The 18,387-nt window shown below is 73.7% G+C and carries 15 protein-coding genes and 1 tRNA gene; 5 read left to right on the top strand and 11 right to left on the bottom strand.

Annotated features, from left to right (window positions below; translation table 11 throughout):
- Positions 1-154: 154 nt before the first annotated feature.
- Both MCM47_RS32900 and MCM47_RS32905 read right to left on the bottom strand, forming a co-directional pair.
- Entirely contained in the window at positions 155-1,777 is a 1,623-nt protein-coding gene (locus MCM47_RS32900; protein WP_238949752.1) for a penicillin-binding transpeptidase domain-containing protein, read from the bottom strand.
- On the bottom strand, positions 1,777-3,105 hold the full coding sequence (locus MCM47_RS32905; RefSeq protein ID WP_238949753.1) for an FtsW/RodA/SpoVE family cell cycle protein: 1,329 nt from the start codon (positions 3,103-3,105) through the stop codon (positions 1,777-1,779). Before MCM47_RS32905 ends, MCM47_RS32900 begins: the two co-directional genes overlap by 1 nt.
- A gap of 401 nt (positions 3,106-3,506) precedes the next feature.
- On the opposite strand from MCM47_RS32905, the gene MCM47_RS32910 reads away from it, so the two are divergent.
- From MCM47_RS32910 to MCM47_RS32920, 3 genes are all read left to right on the top strand, one after another.
- A complete protein-coding gene (locus tag MCM47_RS32910; protein WP_238949759.1) occupies positions 3,507-4,826 on the top strand; it encodes a VWA domain-containing protein in 1,320 nt (439 codons plus the stop codon).
- Positions 4,827-4,828: 2 nt separating this feature from the next.
- Positions 4,829-5,701, top strand: coding sequence for a peptidase (locus tag MCM47_RS32915; protein ID WP_238949761.1), 873 nt, complete (start codon positions 4,829-4,831; stop codon positions 5,699-5,701).
- A gap of 103 nt (positions 5,702-5,804) precedes the next feature.
- Positions 5,805-6,260, top strand: coding sequence for a universal stress protein (locus MCM47_RS32920; RefSeq protein WP_238949763.1), 456 nt, complete (start codon positions 5,805-5,807; stop codon positions 6,258-6,260).
- A 121-nt stretch (positions 6,261-6,381) separates the two neighbouring features.
- Here MCM47_RS32920 and MCM47_RS32925 read toward each other — a convergent pair.
- From MCM47_RS32925 to MCM47_RS32960, 8 genes are all read right to left on the bottom strand, one after another.
- Positions 6,382-6,455: transfer RNA gene (locus MCM47_RS32925), tRNA-Ala, on the bottom strand.
- A gap of 93 nt (positions 6,456-6,548) precedes the next feature.
- Positions 6,549-7,673, bottom strand: coding sequence for a gephyrin-like molybdotransferase receptor GlpR (gene glpR, locus MCM47_RS32930; RefSeq protein WP_238949765.1), 1,125 nt, complete (start codon positions 7,671-7,673; stop codon positions 6,549-6,551).
- A 150-nt stretch (positions 7,674-7,823) separates the two neighbouring features.
- Entirely contained in the window at positions 7,824-8,450 is a 627-nt protein-coding gene (locus MCM47_RS32935) for a GNAT family N-acetyltransferase (RefSeq protein ID WP_238949848.1), read from the bottom strand.
- Positions 8,447-8,950, bottom strand: a complete 504-nt coding sequence (locus tag MCM47_RS32940; protein WP_238949849.1) for a molybdenum cofactor biosynthesis protein B — start codon at positions 8,948-8,950, stop codon at positions 8,447-8,449. The genes MCM47_RS32935 and MCM47_RS32940 overlap by 4 nt, the downstream gene beginning before the upstream one ends.
- A 47-nt stretch (positions 8,951-8,997) precedes the next feature.
- Complete coding sequence (gene moaC, locus MCM47_RS32945; RefSeq protein WP_238949850.1) at positions 8,998-9,438, bottom strand: cyclic pyranopterin monophosphate synthase MoaC; 441 nt, start codon at positions 9,436-9,438, stop codon at positions 8,998-9,000.
- A 169-nt stretch (positions 9,439-9,607) separates the two neighbouring features.
- On the bottom strand, positions 9,608-10,873 hold the full coding sequence (glp, locus tag MCM47_RS32950; protein ID WP_238949851.1) for a gephyrin-like molybdotransferase Glp: 1,266 nt from the start codon (positions 10,871-10,873) through the stop codon (positions 9,608-9,610).
- 116 nt (positions 10,874-10,989) lie between these two features.
- Complete coding sequence (galU, locus tag MCM47_RS32955) at positions 10,990-11,910, bottom strand: UTP--glucose-1-phosphate uridylyltransferase GalU (protein ID WP_238949767.1); 921 nt, start codon at positions 11,908-11,910, stop codon at positions 10,990-10,992.
- A 13-nt stretch (positions 11,911-11,923) separates the two neighbouring features.
- Positions 11,924-12,832 carry a GGDEF domain-containing protein gene (locus tag MCM47_RS32960; RefSeq protein ID WP_238949770.1) on the bottom strand — a complete coding sequence of 303 codons (909 nt, stop codon included), beginning with the start codon at positions 12,830-12,832 and terminating at the stop codon, positions 11,924-11,926.
- Positions 12,833-12,892: 60 nt separating this feature from the next.
- Here MCM47_RS32960 and MCM47_RS32965 point away from each other — a divergent pair, with 60 nt between their 5' ends.
- Entirely contained in the window at positions 12,893-13,468 is a 576-nt protein-coding gene (locus MCM47_RS32965) for a 5-formyltetrahydrofolate cyclo-ligase (protein ID WP_238949773.1), read from the top strand.
- Positions 13,469-13,556: 88 nt separating this feature from the next.
- On the opposite strand, the gene MCM47_RS32970 is transcribed toward MCM47_RS32965, so the two are convergent.
- On the bottom strand, positions 13,557-16,289 hold the full coding sequence (locus tag MCM47_RS32970; protein WP_238949775.1) for a penicillin acylase family protein: 2,733 nt from the start codon (positions 16,287-16,289) through the stop codon (positions 13,557-13,559).
- A 318-nt stretch (positions 16,290-16,607) separates the two neighbouring features.
- Here MCM47_RS32970 and MCM47_RS32975 point away from each other — a divergent pair, with 318 nt between their 5' ends.
- A complete protein-coding gene (locus MCM47_RS32975; protein WP_238949779.1) occupies positions 16,608-18,098 on the top strand; it encodes a potassium/proton antiporter in 1,491 nt (496 codons plus the stop codon).
- The last annotated feature ends 289 nt before the right edge of the window (positions 18,099-18,387 follow it).

Raw genomic sequence — 18,387 nt, forward strand, 5'->3', positions numbered from 1 at the left:
GACAGTACCGCGCGAATGCACCAGTGTCGCAAACGAACAGTACGATCGAGCGCATTGTACGAATTGTCAGATCCGCCTACACAAACCGGACACTTCGCCAACGGCGGAACCCTCCGTCAGCGGCTAAGCCCCAGGTCAGGGGCGCCGAAGTGGTTCAACCACTGAGCACGGCCTCCATCACCGCACGGGCGACCGGCGCCGCCAGCCCGCCACCCGTCACATCGGTGGCGTTACTGTCCGCGATCACCACGGCGACCGCCACCGGCGGCACCGCGCCCGAGCCGGCCGGCTTGGCCCAGGAGACGAACCACGCGTACGGCGTCCCGCCGTTGTCCGCTCCGTGCTGGGCGGTTCCGGTCTTGCCCCCGACGACCGCACCGGCGATCCGGGCGTTGCGGCCGGTGCCGGTCTCCACCGCGTCGACCATCAGCCGCTGCACCTGCCCGGCCACCGCCGGGGTCACCGCCTGCCGGTAGGCGGTCGGCTGCATCAGCTGGACGGTGGTCCCGTCGCTGCGGGTCAGCTTGTCCACAAGCTGTGGACGCATCACGGTGCCGTTGTCGGCGATCCCGGCCGCGACCATCGCCATCACCAGCGGGGTGGCGGCCGTGTCGTACTGCCCGATCGAGGAGAGGGCGAGCTGGGCCTGGTCCATCTCGGTGTCGAAGACCGAGCGGGCCGGCCGGACCGGCACGTCGAGCCTGGCGTCGTTGAACCCGAAGCTCTCCGCCGTGGCGACCATGCCCTCCAGGCCGACCTGCACCCCGAGGTAGCCCAGGACGCTGTTGCAGCTGTGGACCATCGCGGCGTCCAGCGACTGCCCCGGCTGGTTGCACACCGGGGTGTCGTTGGGCAACGTCGTCGTGGTGCCCGGCAGCACGTACGGGTACGGCGCACCGGTCGGCGCGTCGATGTCGGTGACCACCCGGTGCTGCAGCGCGGCCGCGGCGGTGACCACCTTGAACGCCGAACCGGGCGGGTACGTCTGGCGCAGCGCCCGGTTGAGCATCGGCTGGTCGGTGTCGGCCTGCAGCCGGTTCCAGGCCGCCTGGTCGGCGGAGACGGCGCCGGCGAAGCTCCCCGGGTCGTACGTGGGGGTGCTGGCGAGCGCCAGGATCCGGCCGGTGGCGGGCTCGATCGCGACGACCGCGCCCTTCTGGTCGCCCAGCGCGCGCATCGCGGCCTCCTGCGCGGCCCGGTCGATGGTGGTGTAGACGTCGCCGCCCGGGTTCTGCCGGCGGGCGACGGCGTCCCAGACGGCCCAGCTCGCCAGCCCGGGGTCGATGCCGGAGAGCAGCGCGTCCTCGGTCCCCTCCAGCTGACTGTTGCCGTAGGCCTGCGAGGAGTACCCGGTGACGGCGGCGTAGAGGGGCCCCGCGGTGTACGTGCGCTTGTAGTCGTACCGGCCCCCGGTGGGCACCGAGCCGGTGACGGTGTCGGCGCCGACCCGGATGTTGCCGCGCGGCTGGGAGTACCGCTCGATGACCAGCCGCTGGTTGGCGGGGTTGTGGTTGAGCTCCCGGGCCCGGAACACCTGTACCCGGGTGGCCTGCACGCAGAGCGCCACGATCAGCAGCAGGCAGAAGGTGCCGGCCCGGCGGCCGGTGACGGAGATCCCGGGCAGGCCCTGCGGGCCGTTCCCGCTGCCGTTGCCGGTCCGGCCGGACCGGGGTCGGGGCCGGGAGCCGCCGACGCGGCCGTTCCCGCTCCCACGCCCGTTCCCGCTCCGGTCGCCGGGCCCGTCGCCGGTGCGGCTGCCGGTTCGGTCGCCGGCCATCAGCCCTCCTCCGGGGGCCGGCGGGCGAGGTCGCTCATCCGGACCAGCAACGCCACGATGATCCAGTTGGTCACCACCGAGGAGCCTCCCTGCGCCACGAAGGGCAGCGTCATCCCGGTCAGCGGGATGAGGTCCAGCACCCCGCCGGCCACCACGAACACCTGGAGGCCGACGATGGCCGCCAGCCCGATCGCCAGCAGCCGCCCGAACGGGTCCCGCAGGGCGATGCCGGTCCGGAAACCCCGGGAGACCAGCACCGCGTACAGCAGGAACACCGCGAACAGCCCGGCCAGGCCCAGCTCCTCGCCGATGGTGGCCAGGATGAAGTCGGACCTGGCGGCGAAGCCGATCAGGATCGAGTGCCCGTTGCCGAGCCCGGCGCCCAGCTCCCCGCCCCAGGCGAAGGCGAACAGCGACTGGGCGATCTGGTTGGCGCCCCGGCCGGCCGCGATCGAGCCGAGCGGGTCGAGCCAGTCGCCGACCCGGCTGTGCACGTGCGGCGAGAGCAGGCCGACCCCGACCGCCGCCACCGCGGCCAGGACCAGGCCGATGACGATCCAGCCGGTGCGCGCGGTGGCCACGTAGAGCATCACCACGAAGAGGCCGAAGAGGAGCAGCGAGGTGCCGAGGTCGGTCTCCAGCACCAGGACGCCGACGAAGGCCGCCCAGATCACCAGGACGGGCGCCAGCACCCGCCCCGGCGGCAGCCGGAACCGCCGGACCCGGCGGCCGGTGAGCGCCAGTGCGTCCCGGTGCACCGCCAGGTACGCCGCGAAGAAGACCGCCAGCAGGATCTTGGCGAACTCCCCCGGCTGGAAGGACAGCGGACCGACCGTGATCCAGATCCGCGAGCCGTACACCGGCGGGAAGAGGACCGGCAGGACCAGCAGCACCAGCGCCACCAGCGCGCCGAGGTAGGCGTAGCGCTGCAGCCGCCGGTGGTCGCGCACCAGCAGGACCACGGCGATGAACAGCCCGACCCCGAGGGCCGACCAGAGCAGCTGGGCGGGCGCCGCGTCACCGCGGGGGGCGGCCCGGTCCAGCCGGTAGATGACGACCAGCCCGATCCCGTTCAGCAGCACGCCGATCGGCAGCAGCAGCGGGTCCGCGTACGGCGCCTTCCAGCGGACCACGGCGTGCGCCAGCAGCGCGAGCGCGCCCAGCGCGGCACCGTACTCGCCCGCGTCGGCGGGCACCGAGCCGTCGATGTTGCCACCCACCTCGGCGTAGCCGAGCACGGCGAGCAGCACGGCGGCCAGGACCAGCGCGAGTTCGGTGTTGCGCCGGGTGGTCACCGCCCGGCGCGGCCGGCCGGCGGTTCTCGTCACGGCGGAGGGTGTCGCCACGGACCGTCCTGGGGTGTCCTGCTGCAGTGGTGTCGCGGAGCGGAGCCGTACGGGGTCCTCCCGCCGGTCGGACGTGCCGGCCGGCGCCGGACGCCGTCCGGCACCGGTGCCCCTTTTCGTCACCCTAACGACCACTGTCCATGGGTATGTGTTCTTCCGTCCGGTGTGTCCTGTATCGGCCGCCGGAGCGCCGGCGTCGCGGGGCGCGCTGTACCGCCCCGGAAGGGTGCTCCGTCCACGGCCGACCGGCGCACGCCCCTGCATCCGCAGCCCGATCGCCCACCGGCGCGCAGGAGTTCGCGCCGGAGCCCGGCCCGCCGTCGGCCCGGGCCGGGCGCCCGGGGGGAACTGATGGCCCCTCGGGCACGCCCTAGGATCGGCCCGTGATTACCGGACGACGACCAAAGGCCAGGCTCGGCAGCCTGCTGGCCGCCCTGGCGATAACCGGCGGTGCGCTGCTCAGCGGCCTTCCCGCCCATGCCGACGAACCATCAGCCGGAGCAGCCACCGGCAAGGAAGCCCCCCGGGTCGACCTCGTGCTGGACGTCAGCGGCTCCATGCGGGCCACCGACATCCAGGGCAAGAGCCGCATCGCGGTGGCCCAGCAGTCGCTGAACGAGGTGATCGACGCCCTGCCCGGGGAGACCGAGTTCGGCATCCGCACCCTCGGCGCCAACTACCCCGGCGACGACAAGGCCCAGGGCTGCCAGGACACCAAGCAGCTCTTCCCGGTCGGGAAGACCAACAAGACCGAGGCCAAGACCGCCGTCGCCACCCTGCGACCGACCGGCTGGACCCCGATCGGCCTGGCCCTGCGCGGCGCCGCCCAGGACCTCGGCAAGGGCGAGACCACCCGCCGGGTGGTGCTGATCACCGACGGCGAGGACTCCTGCGCCCCGCCGGACCCCTGCGACGTGGCCCGCGAGCTCGCCGCCCAGGGCATCCACCTGGTGGTCGACACCCTCGGCCTGGCCCACGACGACAAGACCCGCCAGCAGCTGCTCTGCATCGCCAACGCCACCGGCGGCACCTACACCGACGTCCGGACCCAGGAGCAGCTCACCGACAAGGTGAAGCAGCTCGTCGACCGCTCCAACGACACCTACACGGTGACCCCGGTCAAGACCGCCGGCACCGACAAGTGCGAGAGCGCGCCCGTCCTCACCCCCGGCGTCTACAGCGACCGCGAGAAGTTCTCCGAGCACCGCGTCTACCGCGTCCCGGTCAAGGCCGGGCAGGAGCTGCGCGCCTCGGTCAGCGTCGCGCTGGACCGGGCCGTGGCCCGCGACTACGGCGTCCTGCTGCAGGCCACCAGCGCCACCGGCCAGGAGCTGGTCCGCGGCACCGACGCCGGCAGCGGCCGGACCGACGTGATCTCCGCCGGCCTGCGCTGGTCCACCGACGACTCCAGGGGCTACGCCACCGCCACGCCGTCCGCCTCCGCGAGCGGCAAGCCGGAGACCACCGTCTGCCTGGTCGTCAGCAACTCGCTGGCCGGCCAGCCCGGCGTCCAGGCCGACCCGGGCCTGCCGCTGGAGCTGACCGTCGACCTCGCCGCCGCCTCCCCCGCCCCGGACGGCCCGGCGATGGGCCTCGGCCGCGGCTGGATCCTGCTGCTGGTGCTCACCCTGGCCGGCCTGATCACCGGCCTGCTGTTCGGCTGGATCGCGCGCTGGCGGATCGCTGTCTGGCAGGAGAACTGACCATGCCCAACCCGACGATCCGCGGCGCCCTGGCCGGGCTCGCCCTGCTCCCGGCCCTCGCCCTCGCAGCCCCGGCCGCCTCGGCCGCCTCGCCCTCGCCCACCGCGAGCGGCACCCCCGCCCCGGCCACCAAGGCCGGGACGTCCTTCCTGACCGCCATCAACCTCTCCCCCGGCCAGGACGCCAAGGTCGCCGCCTCCACCGGCGACTACCTCTACTGGGCCTTCGGCGCCTCCGAGGGCCAGACCCCGACGGTCGGCCTGACCGTCGGCCTGGCCGCCGCCGCCGACCGGCACGGCCCGCAGACCTGGAGCGTCGAGGTGTTCGACGGGCTGCGCCGCCGCCAGTCCTGCACCGGCGGCACCCAGAACGCGACCGCCGACACCGGCGCCTCGTCGATCACCCTGAGCTGCACCCTGCGCGAGGTCCGTTCCTGGGCCGAGCCGTGGTCCGGCGACCCGCTGCCGGGCACCTACTACGTGCGCCTCTCGGTCTCCGACGCCCCGCAGCCGGACCTCGGCCTTGCAGCCTCCGTCCAGCTGCACGTCGGCGCCAAGGGCGACGCGGACAACGCCCAGCCCGAGGGCGGAAACCTCAAGGCCCCGCTGGTCCCGCCGGCCGGCGGCGGCGCGTCCACCGCCAAGGCGGCCGCGCCGGAGGAGCCCGAGGAGCACTGGTACACCGGCTGGTTCTCCGGCTGGAACAGCCGCTGGTTCTGGACGCTCGGCGGCGGCGCCCTGGCCGCCCTGGCGGGCGTCGCGGGGTACACCCTCACCCGCCACCCGCGCGGCCGCCGTCCGGCCCGCTACGGCGCGGTGCCCCCGCAGTCCGGAGCCCCGCAGTCGGGCCCGTACGCGGGCTCCGGCCGGCCGTAGGCAGCCGAACCCGCCGATCGCCCGAGGGCCGGCCGGAGCACCCGCTCCGGCCGGCCCTCGGCCGTTCCCGGCGCGGACCGCCGGACCGCCCTACCCTCGAACCATGGCTCCGCAGCCGGACGGCAGGATCGTGGTCGGGGTGGACGGCTCCCCGCACTCCCACGCCGCCCTCCGCTGGGCCGCCCGGCTGGCCGCCCTCACCGGCGGGCCGCTGGAGGCGGTGACCGTCTGGGACTTCCCCTCCCTGCACGGCGCGCACGGCCTGGTCCTGCCCGCCCTGGACGGCTTCGGGCCCGAGCGCCGCGCCGCCGCCATCCTCGACGAGACCGTGGCCGCCGCCGGCCTGCCGCAGGGCCGCCCGGCCGTCCGGCGCCGGCTCAAGGCCGGCCCGGCCGGCCCCGCCCTGGTCTCGGCCGCCGCGGGCGCCGCGGTCCTGGTGCTCGGCCGCCGCGGCCGCTGCGCCCCGCCCGGCGCCCGGCTCGGCACCACCAGCCAGTACTGCGTCCACCACGCCGGCTGCACCGTGGTCCTCGTGGAGGGCGACGACCCGCCGCAGTGATCATCGTCACACCGGCCAACCGGACCCCTGCGGCGGCCGCCTGACACCTCGTCCGGCGCCACCACCCCCACAACGCAGAAGTCCCGCCCGATCTGATGATCGGGCGGGACTTCCTGTTGGGTGGAGCTGAGGGGATTCGAACCCCTGACCCCCTCGATGCGAACGAGGTGCGCTACCGGACTGCGCCACAGCCCCAACGAGAAGAAACTCTAGCACCTTTCGGAGGGGGCTCGTGACCACCCCCGGAACGCGGCCCTGGTCGGGGGTGCCGGAGCACCCCCGGGACCGTCACTCGTTGGCGGCGCGGGGGCGGCTCTCCACCGCCGACGGATCGGCGTACTGGTCGAAGAGCGGGGTGGTGCGGGCCTCCGCCGGGCGGACCTCCGCAGCACGGGCCTCCGCCGGGCGTCCGTCCGCCGGCCGGCCGGCAGTCCAGGTGCCGGGGGCCGACAGGTCGAGGCCGCGGCTGACCCTGGGGGCCACCGGGGCGGTCACGTAGGTCGGCAGCGGGACCGGTACGGGCTCCCAGGAGTCCGGGCCGGCCGCAGCGCGCTCGCGCATGCCGTCGACCCACTCCTCGTGCTCGGTCGCCTCCGCCACCGCCGAGGCCGAGCCGGCCGAGCCTGCCGGGCCGGTCTCCGCCGGCGCCGGGTCGGCGGCCAGCCGCAGGTGCGGTCGGGCGCGGACGGGCTCCTCGACGGGCTCCGCCGGGGCGTCCTCGACCGCGCGCGCCTCGGTGCGCTGCTGCTCGCGCTGGCGCAGCCGCTCGGCCGCCTGGGCGGCCCGGGCACGGTCGAGCTTCACCTCGTACCGCTGGCGCTCCAGCTTGCGCAGGTGGCCGATGTAGAGGGTGAGGAGGACCGCCGGCACCGCCGGCACCCAGAGGAAGGCCAGACCGGCCACCGCCGCGACCACCGCACCGAGCGCGAAGGCCAGGAAGAGCGCGCTGACCATCCGGCGGCGGCGGGCCAGCAGGCGCGCCCGGCGCTCGGTCCCGGCCCGCCGGTCGGCGCCGTCCACCGGGCGCTCGGCCGGGCGGCCGAGCGCGGGTTCGGGACCGGGTTCGGGATCGGGACCGGGGTCGGGACCGGCGGGGCGCTCGGCCCGGGGGTCGACCTCCCGGTCCACCCCGTCCTCGCCGTCCGCGGGGTCCGCGGGGTCGCCGGAGACGGCCCCGTCCCGTTCGGGAGGGCCGTCGTCACTGCTCTGCTCGCCGTCACGCGGTTCGTCGCCCAGGGCCCGGGATGCCCGCCGCTCCAGCGCCGAACGCCCGGCCAGCAGGCGGATGGCGGTGCTGAAGCGTTCCGTCGGGCGCGCCTCGTTGAGCTCGTCCTGCCTGCGGAGCCACATCGGCACGAGATAGGCGGCCCAGGCCCCTACGATGACGGCGTAGATAAGGCCGCTACTGCTCACGTTTCACACCGTACGGGCGCCGGGGAAGGCCCGGTAGCAATTTGGCGCGGCGTGTCGTGTGATCAAGCTGATTCTCCGACTATTTTGCCGGCATTTGTGCCCGTCCGTCGGCGTGCCGATGCCATATCGATATTCGATTCGAACATATATTCAATTACCGGGACCGCGGCCGGAACTGAGCATCCGCCAGCGCTCCAGCATCCCCTCGGGGACCTCCTCCGCGGTGAGCGCGTACACCAGGTGGTCCCGCCAGTCGCCGTCGATGTGCAGATAGCGCGGTCGCATTCCCTCCGAGCGGAAGCCGAGCTTTTCCACCACCCGCCGGCTCGGCCCGTTCTCGGGGCGGATGCAGACCTCGATCCGGTGCAGTCCCAGTGCGCCGAAACAGTGGTCCACCGAAAGCGCCACCGCGGTCGGCATGATGCCCCGGCCGGCCACCGCCTCGTCGATCCAGTACCCCACGTTGGCCGAGCACATCGAGCCCCAGGTGATCCCGCCGACGGTGAGCTGGCCGACCAGTTGACCCTTGTAGAGCACGACGAACGGCAGCATCCGCCCGGCCGAGGCCTCGCCCCGCAGGAAGCGCACCATCTGCCGGTAGGTCGGGCGCGGGCCGGCGTTGTGGCCGGCCGGGCCGGGCGGCACGGTGGCCTCCCAGCGGCGCAGCCAGTCCCGGTTCCGCTGGCTGACCTCCTGCCATTCGCGCTGGTCGCGGCCCCGGATCGGGCGCAGCGCGACGTCCCCCTCGTGGAGCTCTACCGGCCAGCCGGCGTTCAGTGCGCTCTCCCGGAAGCAGGCGTGTCGGGCCGGGCGTGGTCCCCGCCGCCGAGCTGGTCGACGGCGTGCACGAGCAGCGGTTCGAGGACGGCCAGGCCGTCCTTGACGCCGCCGGTCGAGCCCGGCAGGTTGATGATCAGGGTACGTCCGGCGAGGCCGGCCAGCCCGCGGGAGAGCGAGGCGGTCGGGACCTTCTCACGGCCGTACGCCCGGACGGCCTCGGCGATGCCGGGGATCTCCCGGTCGATGACCCGGGCGGTCATCTCGGGGGTGAGGTCCATCGGGGAGATGCCGGTGCCGCCGGTGGTCAGCACCACGTCGTAACCGGCCGCGACGGCCTCCCGCAGGGCCGCCTCGACCGGTTCGCCGTCCGGGACGACCTCGGGGCCGTCGGCGGTGAAGCCCATCGCCCGCAGGCCGGCGACCAGCAGCGGGCCGCCCTTGTCCTCGTACACCCCGGCCGAGGCGCGGTTGGAGACGGTCACCGCCAGCGCCCGCATGCCCGCCCCGCCACGTGCCGGCACCCCGTGCGGCTCGTCCGCGCCGGTCACTGCGCGGCCTCCGGCGCGAACCAGTCGCCGCTCTTGCCGCCGGTCTTGCCGAGCACCCGGACCGACTCGATGGCGGCGCCCTTGTCGACGGCCTTGACCATGTCGATCACGGTGAGGCCGGCCACCGCGACGGCGGTCAGCGCCTCCATCTCGACACCGGTGCGGTCGGTGGTCTTCACGGTGGCGGTGATCTCGACCGCGTCGTCCGCGACGGCGAGGTCGACCTTGACCCCGGAGACCGCGATCGGGTGGCAGAGCGGGATCAGGTCGGGCGTCTTCTTGGCGCCCATGATCCCGGCGATCCGGGCGACGGCCAGGGCGTCGCCCTTGGGGACGCCCTCGCCGCGCAGCAGCTCCACCACGCGGGGGGAGACCCGGACCCGGCCGGCCGCGACGGCGGTGCGCGCGGTGGCGGCCTTCTCGGAGACGTCGACCATCCGGGCCGCGCCCTGGTCGTCGACGTGGGTGAGGCGGTCGCCGGGGGGTGAGGTGGTCACGGGTGGCTCCAGGGGGCGCGCAGATCGAATACCGCGCTACCGTACCCCCCGTCCCGGCCGGGGCGTGGGACGGGCCGTACCGGTGAGACGGCCCGTCGCGCCGGGGGTCTCAGCCGCCGAGCAGGACGACGTCGACCTCGCTGCCGGCGGGCAGCTCCGTGACGTCCTCGGGAACGGTGATCAGGCAGTCCGCCCGGGCGAGCGCGCCGACCAGGTGGGACCCGGCCCCGCCGACCGGCTCGACCACGCCGTCGGCCGCCCGGTACCCGCCGCGCAGGAACTGGCGCCGGCCGGCCGGGGAGCGCAGCGCCACCGGGCAGACCGCGCGCACCACCGGGCGGTGGACGTCCTCGGCGCCGAGCATGGTGCGGATCACCGGGCGGACGAAGAGCTCGAAGGAGATGTAGGCGCTGACCGGGTTGCCGGGCAGGGCCAGCAGCGGCACGCCGGGGCCGGAGTCGCCGGCGCCGATCCGGCCGAAGCCCTGCGGCTTGCCGGGCTGCATCCGCAGCCGGCGGAAGTCCACGCCCCCGTAGGACTCGAAGACCTCCTTGACCACGTCGTACGCGCCGACGCTGACGCCGCCGCTGGTGACGATCAGGTCGGCCCGGCCGAGCTGGTCCTCCAGGACGGCGCGCAGCCGTGCGGCGTCGTCCGGCACCCCGCCGACCCGGTAGGCGATGGCGCCGGCGTCCACGGCGGCGGCGGTGAGGGTGAAGCTGTTGGAGTCGGCGATCTGCCCGGGGCCGACCGGCTCGCCGGGCTGGACCAGCTCGCTGCCGGTGGAGAGCACCACCACGCGCGGGCGGGGGCGGACCCTGACGGTGGCCCGGCCGACCGCGGCGAGCAGGCCGAGCTGGGTCGGGCCGAGCCTTGTGCCGGCCTCCAGCACGCGGGTGCCGGCGGCGACGTCGCTGCCGCGGCGGCGGATGTGGGCGCCCTCGGAGACCGGGCGCAGGACCCGGACCTCCTCGCCCTCGACGGCGGCGCCCATCGCGTCGGCGGCCAGGCCGGTGCCGGTGCCGCCGTCGGTCCACTCGACCGGGGCGACGGCCTGGGAGCCCGGCGGCACGGGCGCACCGGTCATGATCCGGGCGGCCTGGCCGGGGCCGACCGTCGGCAGCTCGCCGGCGCCGGCGGCGATGTCGCCGACCACCGAGAGCACCGAGGGGTACTCGGCGGTGGCGCCGGCGGTGTCGGCGGTCCGCAGGGCATAGCCGTCCATCGAACTGTTGTCGAAGGGCGGCAGGTCGACGGTCGCGAGGACGTCCTCGTCGAGCCGGCAGCCCTGGGCGTCGAGCAGCGGGAGCTCGATCGCGGGCAGCGGGGCGACCGCGGAGAGGACGTCGGCGAGGTGCTCGTCGACGGTCCACATCCGGGTGGGGCGGGGCGCCGGTGCCGGGTCCGCGGAGCCGTCGCAGCAGGCTGCGGCGGGGGTGGTGCTGCTGTCCGTGGACCCGGTCATCGGCGCTCTCGCTCTCTGTCGGTTGCTCAGTCCTGCAGCTCGGAGGCGACGAACTCACGGAGCCAGGAGCGGAACTCCGGGCCCAGGTCCTCGCGCTCGGAGGCCAGGCGGACGATGGCGCGCAGGTAGTCGGCGCGGTCACCGGTGTCGTAGCGGCGGCCCTTGAAGAGGACACCGTGCACCTGGCCGCCGGACTCGACGTCGCGGGTGGTCAGCTCGCGCAGCGCGTCGGTGAGCTGGATCTCGCCGCCGCGGCCGGGCGGGGTCTCGCGCAGCACGTCGAAGACGGAGGGGTCGAGGACGTAGCGGCCGATGACGGCGTAGTTCGACGGGGCGTCGGCGGTGTCGGGCTTCTCGACCAGGTCGGTCACCTGGAAGACGTCCTCGCCGAAGCCGTTGGCCTTGACGGCCGCGCAGCCGTAGAGGTGGATCTGGGAGGGATCGACCTCCATCAGCGCCACGACCGAGCCGCCGAGCTCCTGCTGGACCTCGATCATCCGGGCGAGCAGCGGGTCGCGCGGGTCGATCAGGTCGTCGCCGAGCAGGACGGCGAAGGGCTGGCCGGCGACGTGCTGCTCGGCGACCGAGACGGCGTGGCCGAGGCCCTTCGGGTCGCCCTGGCGGACGTAGTGCATGTTCGCCAGCTCGACGGACTCGCGGACCCGGCGCAGGCGGTCCTGGTCGCCCTTGCGGGCGAGCAGCTCCTCCAGCTCGTAAGCACGGTCGAAGTGGTCCTCCAGGGCGCGCTTGTTGCGCCCCGTGACCATCAGTATGTCGGAGAGGCCCGCCGAGGCGGCCTCCTCGACGACGTACTGGATCGCCGGCTTGTCGACGACGGGCAGCATCTCCTTCGGGGTGGCCTTGGTGGCCGGAAGGAAGCGGGTGCCCAGTCCGGCCGCGGGTACCACGGCCTTGGTTACCGGAATTCGGGAGCTGGTCGTCGTCATGCGTTTTACCTTACTAAGGCACGTTTTCGCCTGACCGGGTGCGGCTGACCGGCTGTGACAGCGCGTCGCCGAGCCCGGCCACGATGGCAGGCAGAGGTGGTGTGACGGGTGAGGAGAGGGGGTCCTCTCCGACACAGGGCGACAGACTACCCGCCTTTTCCGAACGGTCACCCTCGGCATCGGAGCCGCTGTCCGGCCGGGGGGAGCCGGCCGCGCGCCAGCAGTCGCCCCCGGCCGCGCGGGCCTCGGCGAGGGCCCGGTCCGCGGCCCGGAGCAGCACGGCGGCGTGCGTACCGTCCGCGGGCAGCACCGCGACGCCGACGGCGGCGGTCAGCCCGTTGCCGTGCGGACGGCGGTCCGCCCGCGGCCCGGAGGACCAGTCCAGCAGCAGGTGGCGCCGGACCGACCAGACCAGCCGCTCGGCGACCTGCGCGGCGCCCTCGGCGCCGGTGTCCGGCAGCACCGCCAGGAACTCCTCGCCGCTGTACCGGCCGAAGGTGTCGGAGCGGCGGATCTCCATGCCGAGCCGCTGGGCGAGGTCGCGCAGCACCGCGTTGGACCGGCCCCTCCCGTGCTCGGCCACCACCGCGTCGAAGCCGGCGATCTCCAGCAGCAGGACGGCCAGCGGGCGCGGGCCGTCGTGCTGGTCGTTCTGCTCGGCGCGCCGGGAGCGCTCGATCTCCCGGTCCAGGGTGAGCTGCAGGTGGCGGTAGTTCCACACGCCGGTGAGCGGGTCGCAGGAGGCGGTGCGCTCCAGTTCGGCGCAGCGGGCCTCCAGTTCGGCGACCCGGGCGCGCAGCCCGGCCTCGCGCACGGCGGCGCCGCCGTCGCCGCGGCGCACGCGCAGCCCGAACAGGGCGGCGCCGGCCAGGGCCGGAACGCTCAGCGCGGCGAGGGCCTGGACCAGGAGCGGGGTAGACATGGGGGTGCCTTCCGCGTGACAGGCTCTGGGCGTCACCGGCACAGAGCTGTGGAGGATCCCGTGCACAACGAGAAGAGCGAGCTGAGGACACGGCTGCTGGCGCAGCGGCGTGCCCTGACGCCCGGCGCCCGGGAGGAGGCGGCGCGGGCTCTGGCCTCGCACGCCGGCGAGCTCGCCGGGCCGGGGACCACGGTGGCCGCGTACGTCTCGGTCGGCGGGGAGCCGGGCACCCGGCCGCTGCTGGATGCGCTGCGGGCGCGCGGGGTGCGGGTGCTGCTGCCGGTGCTGCTGGCCGACAACGACCTGGACTGGGCCGAGTACGCGGGCCCGGAGGCCCTGGCCCCGGCCGGGCGGGGGCTGCTGGAGCCGGTCGGCGGGCGGCTCGGGCCGGAGGCCGTGACCGGGGCGGAGCTGGTGCTGCTGCCGGGCCTGGCGGTGGACCGCGCCGGGGTTCGGCTGGGCCGGGGCGGCGGCTCCTACGACCGGGTGCTGGCCCGGCTGGAGCGGGCCGGGGTGCGTCCGCTGCTGGCGGTGCTGCTGTACGACCACGAGCTGCTGGCCCAGGTGCCGGCCGAGCCGCACGACCTGCCGGTGGACGTGGCGCTCACCCCGTCCGGGCTGCACCGGCTGGGGTGACGAACGGCCCCGCCCCCGTGCTGCGGGGGGCGGGGCCGTCGGCCGGTCCGGCGGGTGCCGTCCGGCGGGTGCCGTTTCCGGCGGAGCGTCAGCCGGTGGTCAGGGTCAGCTTGTTCTTGGTGGCCTTCTCGACCGCGTCCGGCGAGTAGGCCCAGGTCAGCAGCTTGCCCTTGAGCCAGAGGTCGGTCTGGTCGTTGTAGTTGGGGTGGAAGGCGTGCCCGGAGGCGCCGCCGACGTTGACCCAGCGGGAGGCGTCGAGGTCGCTCATGTCGACCACCATCCGCATCGACGGGATCCAGTCCACCTCGTACCCGGCGGCCGCGTTCCAGCCCGCCGCGTCCACCGCCGCCGAGCCGCCGGAGAGGCGGTACGGGCCGCGGTTGAGCAGCTTGTGGACCACTCCGGAGGCGATCGAGGAGTCGTCCGTGCCCATGGTCTGCTCGCGCAGGGTCAGCTTGTGCAGGCGGCCCCAGCTCCAGGTGGAGACGTCCTTGCTGAGCAGCGAGGTGAGGTCCTGGCGGGCGTTCTTCATCGCCTCGGCGAGCAGGTTGTCGAGGCCCTTCTGCTCCTTGTGCTGCGAGTCGATGTACGTCCACCAGCTGCTGTCGGGCTTCTCCAGCTGCTGGCGCACCACCTCGGTCCAGCGGTCGCCGCCGTCCGGCTGGGCCTTGCCCGGCTCGCGGGTGCCGCACTCGGTGACGATCTGGGTGCTGCTGTCCGGCTTGGTCGGGTCGGCCTGCTGGCGGACCAGCAGGCAGTTGTCCTTGGCCCGCAGGTCGGCCGGGAACTTCTGGCCGAAAGAGAGGCTGAGCAGCTGGCGCCAGACGCCGTTGTAGAAGGCGGCGGCGGCCGAGTCGGCGTCCTGGTGGTAGTTCCAGTCCTTCAGCAGGTCCTGCGCCTCGCGCACGTACGGGTCGTCGATCTGGACCTTGAGCAGCAGCGGGACCAGTGTCCTGGCGAGGATGCTGGTGTTGTCGAGCTGCATCTCCTGCATGTCGTCCGGGGAGATCCTGCCGTTGTTCTTGAGCTTGGCGTCGATCTGGTCGGAGATCTCCTTGGCCCGGGTGCCGTACTCCCAGTCCTTGGTCAGTACGTACTTGTAGGACGGGTCCACCACGGCCTGGTTGGCGGTGACGATGTACCCGGACGGCGGGTTGAAGCTGTACGGCATGGCCGTGAAGGGGACGAAGCCCTTCCACTCGGAGGCGGAGTCCCAGCCGGCCGCCGGGTAGGTGCCGTCGCCCTTGGCGCGGACCGGGACGAGGCCGGGGGCCTGGTAGCCGATGTTCTTGGCGTCGGCGTAGATCAGGTTCTGCGCGGGGACGGCGAAGTCCTTGGCGGCGGCGCGGAACTCCTCCCAGCCCTTCGCCCTGTCCAGCTCGAAGACGGCGTCCATGGTCCTGCCCGGGATGAGCGCCGTCCACTGCAGGGCGACGCCGTAGCCGCTGGTGCCGCGGTCCGGGGCGGAGGTGCCGTTGGGCGCGTACTTGCCGACGTTCTGCTGCTCGGTGCTCTGGTCGGAGATCAGCGGAGCGCCGACGCCGTTCGGCCCGGCCTTGGTGGTGCGGACGGTGATGGTGCGGTCCTCGCCGCCGGCGACCTTGATGGTCTCCTTGCGCAGCTCGAACTTGGTCTCCTTGCCGTCCAGCAGGTAGGTGTCCGGGCCGGTGACCTTCTCCAGGAGGAGGTCGGTGACGTCGGCGCCGAGGTTGGTGAAGCCCCAGGCGATGTCCTTGTTGTGGCCGATCACCACGCCCGGCATGCCGGCGAAGGTGAAGCCCGAGACGTCGAAGCCGCAGGTCGCCGAGACGGTCCGGCAGTGCAGGCCCATCTGGTACCAGACCGAGGGCAGGCCGGGGCCGAGGTGCGGGTCGTTGGCCAGCAGCGGCTTGTTGGTGGTGGTGTGGGAGCCGGAGACGACCCAGGAGTTGGAGCCGATGCCCTGGCCCTGGCGGCCGAGCAGCTGCGGCATGGCGTCGATCCGGTCGGTGACGTCCTTGAGCATCGCCTTGGTGGCGGCCGCGCCCTGGGTGGTGGCGCCCTGCGTGGCGGCGCCGGTCGGAGCGGGACCGTCGGCCGGGCGGTAGGCGTCGCCGCTGACGGTGCCGGTCTTCACGATCGTGCCGTTGCGCGCGTACGGGTACTCCGGGTACAGCTCGGCGATCTTCTCCGGGCTGTAGTCCTGGGCGAGCAGCGAGCGGTCGATCTCCTCCTGGAGGTTCCCGGAGAGGTTCCAGGCCATCGCCTTCAGCCAGGCCACCGAGTCGACCGGCGTCCACTGCTCGGGCTTGTAGTCGCCGTTGACGACGCCCAGCAGCGTGTACTCCAGCGAGGCGCTCGCACCGCCGGGGTGCTCGCCGAGCCAGGCGTTGACGCCGTCGGCGTAGGCCTGGAGGTACTTCTTGGTCTCGGGGGACAGCTGGGTGTCGAACTCCTTCTGCGCCACCTGGCGCCAGCCCATGGTGCGGATGAAGGAGTCGGTCTCGACCTGGCTGTCGCCGAACATCTCGGAGAGCCGGCCGGCGGTGATGTGCCGCCGGACGTCCATCTCCCAGAACCGGTCCTGCGCCTGGACGTAGCCCTGGGCGCGGAAGAGGTCCTCGGAGGTGTCGGCGTAGAGCTGGGGGATGCCGTTGGCGTCCCGCTTGACGTCGACCGGCGCGCTCAGGCCCGCCACCTTGACGCTGCCGTCGACCTCCGGGAAGGACGCACGGACGGCGGCCACCCCCCGGTAGCCGCCGTAGCCGGCGCCGGCCACCAGCAGCACGACCAGCACGATCACGATCAGACGGGCGCGCCGGAACTTCTTCGAGCGGGGCATCTGGGTCCTTGCGGTCCTCGACTGGGGGGCGGGCGGGCATGTCCAGGGCACACGGCCGTGACAGGGCACCACATTAGGCCGACTCAGCTGGCGGGCGTGCACGGGGGACGCTCACGGTGGGATCGGACGAGGTCAGGCAGGCGCAGGTGCGGGCCCCGCGGGACAGGAGAAGCTAAAGATATGGCAAAATGTTAGACTGAGTAACGATCCGCAAGGGGAGCAATCGGCCGTGCCGGCCTCCGCGACCCTTCCGGTCGGCCCCGGCCCCGCCGCCGGCAGACACCCCGCCCGCCCCCAGCTCGCCCGAGGTGCCCCTGCGTGAATGTCGACCACCTGAACCAGCTGCTCCTCGAGTTCTCCGTGATCCTGCTGGTCGCGGTCGTCGCCGTGCGCATCTCGACCCGGTCGGGGTTGCCCAGTCTGCTGATCTACCTCGGCCTCGGCGTCGCGCTCGGACAGAACGGCGTCGGCGTCTCCTTCAACGACGCCGCGCTGACCCAGGTGATCGGCTACGCCGCCCTGGTCGTGATCCTCGCGGAAGGCGGCCTGAAGACCAGCTGGCGCGAGGTGAGACCGGTGATGCCGGCCGCCACCGTGCTCGCCACGGTCGGCGTCGGGATCAGCGTCTTCGTGACCGCGGCCGGGGCGCACTGGCTGGTCGGGCTGGACTGGCGCACCTCACTGCTGCTCGGCGCGATCGTCTCCTCGACGGACGCCGCCGCCGTCTTCTCCGTGCTGCGGATGGTGCCGCTGCCGCACCGGCTGACCGGCCTGCTGGAGGCGGAGTCCGGCTTCAACGACGCGCCCGTGGTCATCCTGGTCGTCGCCTTCGCCACCACCGGCGAGACGGAGAGCTGGTACGTCCTGGTCGGCACGATCGCCGCGGAGCTGGCGATCGGCGCCGCGGTCGGCCTCGCGGTCGGCAAGATCGGCGCGTTCGGGGTGAAGCACGTGGCACTGCCGTCCTCCGGCCTCTACCCGATCGCCGTCCTCGCGCTCACCGTGCTCGCCTACGCCGGCGGCGCGCTGCTGCACGGCTCGGGCTTCCTCGCCGTCTACATCAGTGCCGTCATCCTGGGCAACGCCAAGCTGCCGCACGGGCCGGCCGTCCGCGGCTTCGCCGACGGACTGGCCTGGATCGGGCAGATCGGCATGTTCGTCCTGCTCGGCCTGCTCTGCACTCCCGCGACGATGGGTTCGGCCGTGGTCCCCGCCCTGGTGATCGGCGCCGTGCTGGTCTTCCTGGCCCGGCCGCTCTCGGTGGTGCTGACCATGACCCCGTTCCGGCTGCCCGTACGGGAGCAGGCGCTGCTCAGCTGGGCCGGTCTGCGCGGGGCGGTGCCCATCGTGCTGGCGACGATCCCGATGGTGTCGGGTGCACCGCTGGCTCAGGACGTGTTCAACATCGTCTTCATCCTGGTCGTCGTCTTCACCCTGCTCCAGGGGCCGACCCTGCCCTGGGTGGCGAGGTGGCTGCGGATCGGCGAGGGCTCGATGGGCCAGGACCTCGGCATCGAGTCCGCCCCGCTGGAGAAGCTGCACGGCCACCTGCTCTCGGTGGCGCTGTCGCCGGCCTCGAAGATGTCGGGCGTGGAGATCGGCGAGCTGCGGCTGCCGGCCGGCGCGGCGGTGACCCTGGTCGTGCGCGAGGGGAACAGCTTCGTACCCGACAAGGCGACCGTGCTGCGCGGCGGCGACGAGCTGCTGGTGGTCACCACGGACGAGGTGAGCGAGGCGGCCGAGCGGCGACTGCGGGCCGTGGACAAGGGCGGCAAGCTGGCCGGCTGGCTGCACGGGCGCGGGGCCTGAGGGGCCGGAATCCCGGGCCGGGCCTTGCGGTGACCGGCTTCACCCGCGATGCACCTTCAATCGGCAGGACAAGTTTGCCACTACCCTGTATTGTCGAGGCCAGCGCGACATCTACGCGCGTATACGTATACTGGTTGCTACAGCTACACCCCCAGCATCTGCCTGATGCAGAGTTGGCGCGACCGCTCGGCGGCTGCGGCCCGGCCTACGGCACCCATGCCGGCCGGCCCGGTATCTACCCCGGTCGACGCGCGAGAGGACGACTCTCGGCGCCGTCGGGGCCACCCCA

The organism is Kitasatospora sp. A2-31, from assembly GCF_022288725.1.
Lineage (GTDB): Bacteria > Actinomycetota > Actinomycetes > Streptomycetales > Streptomycetaceae > Kitasatospora.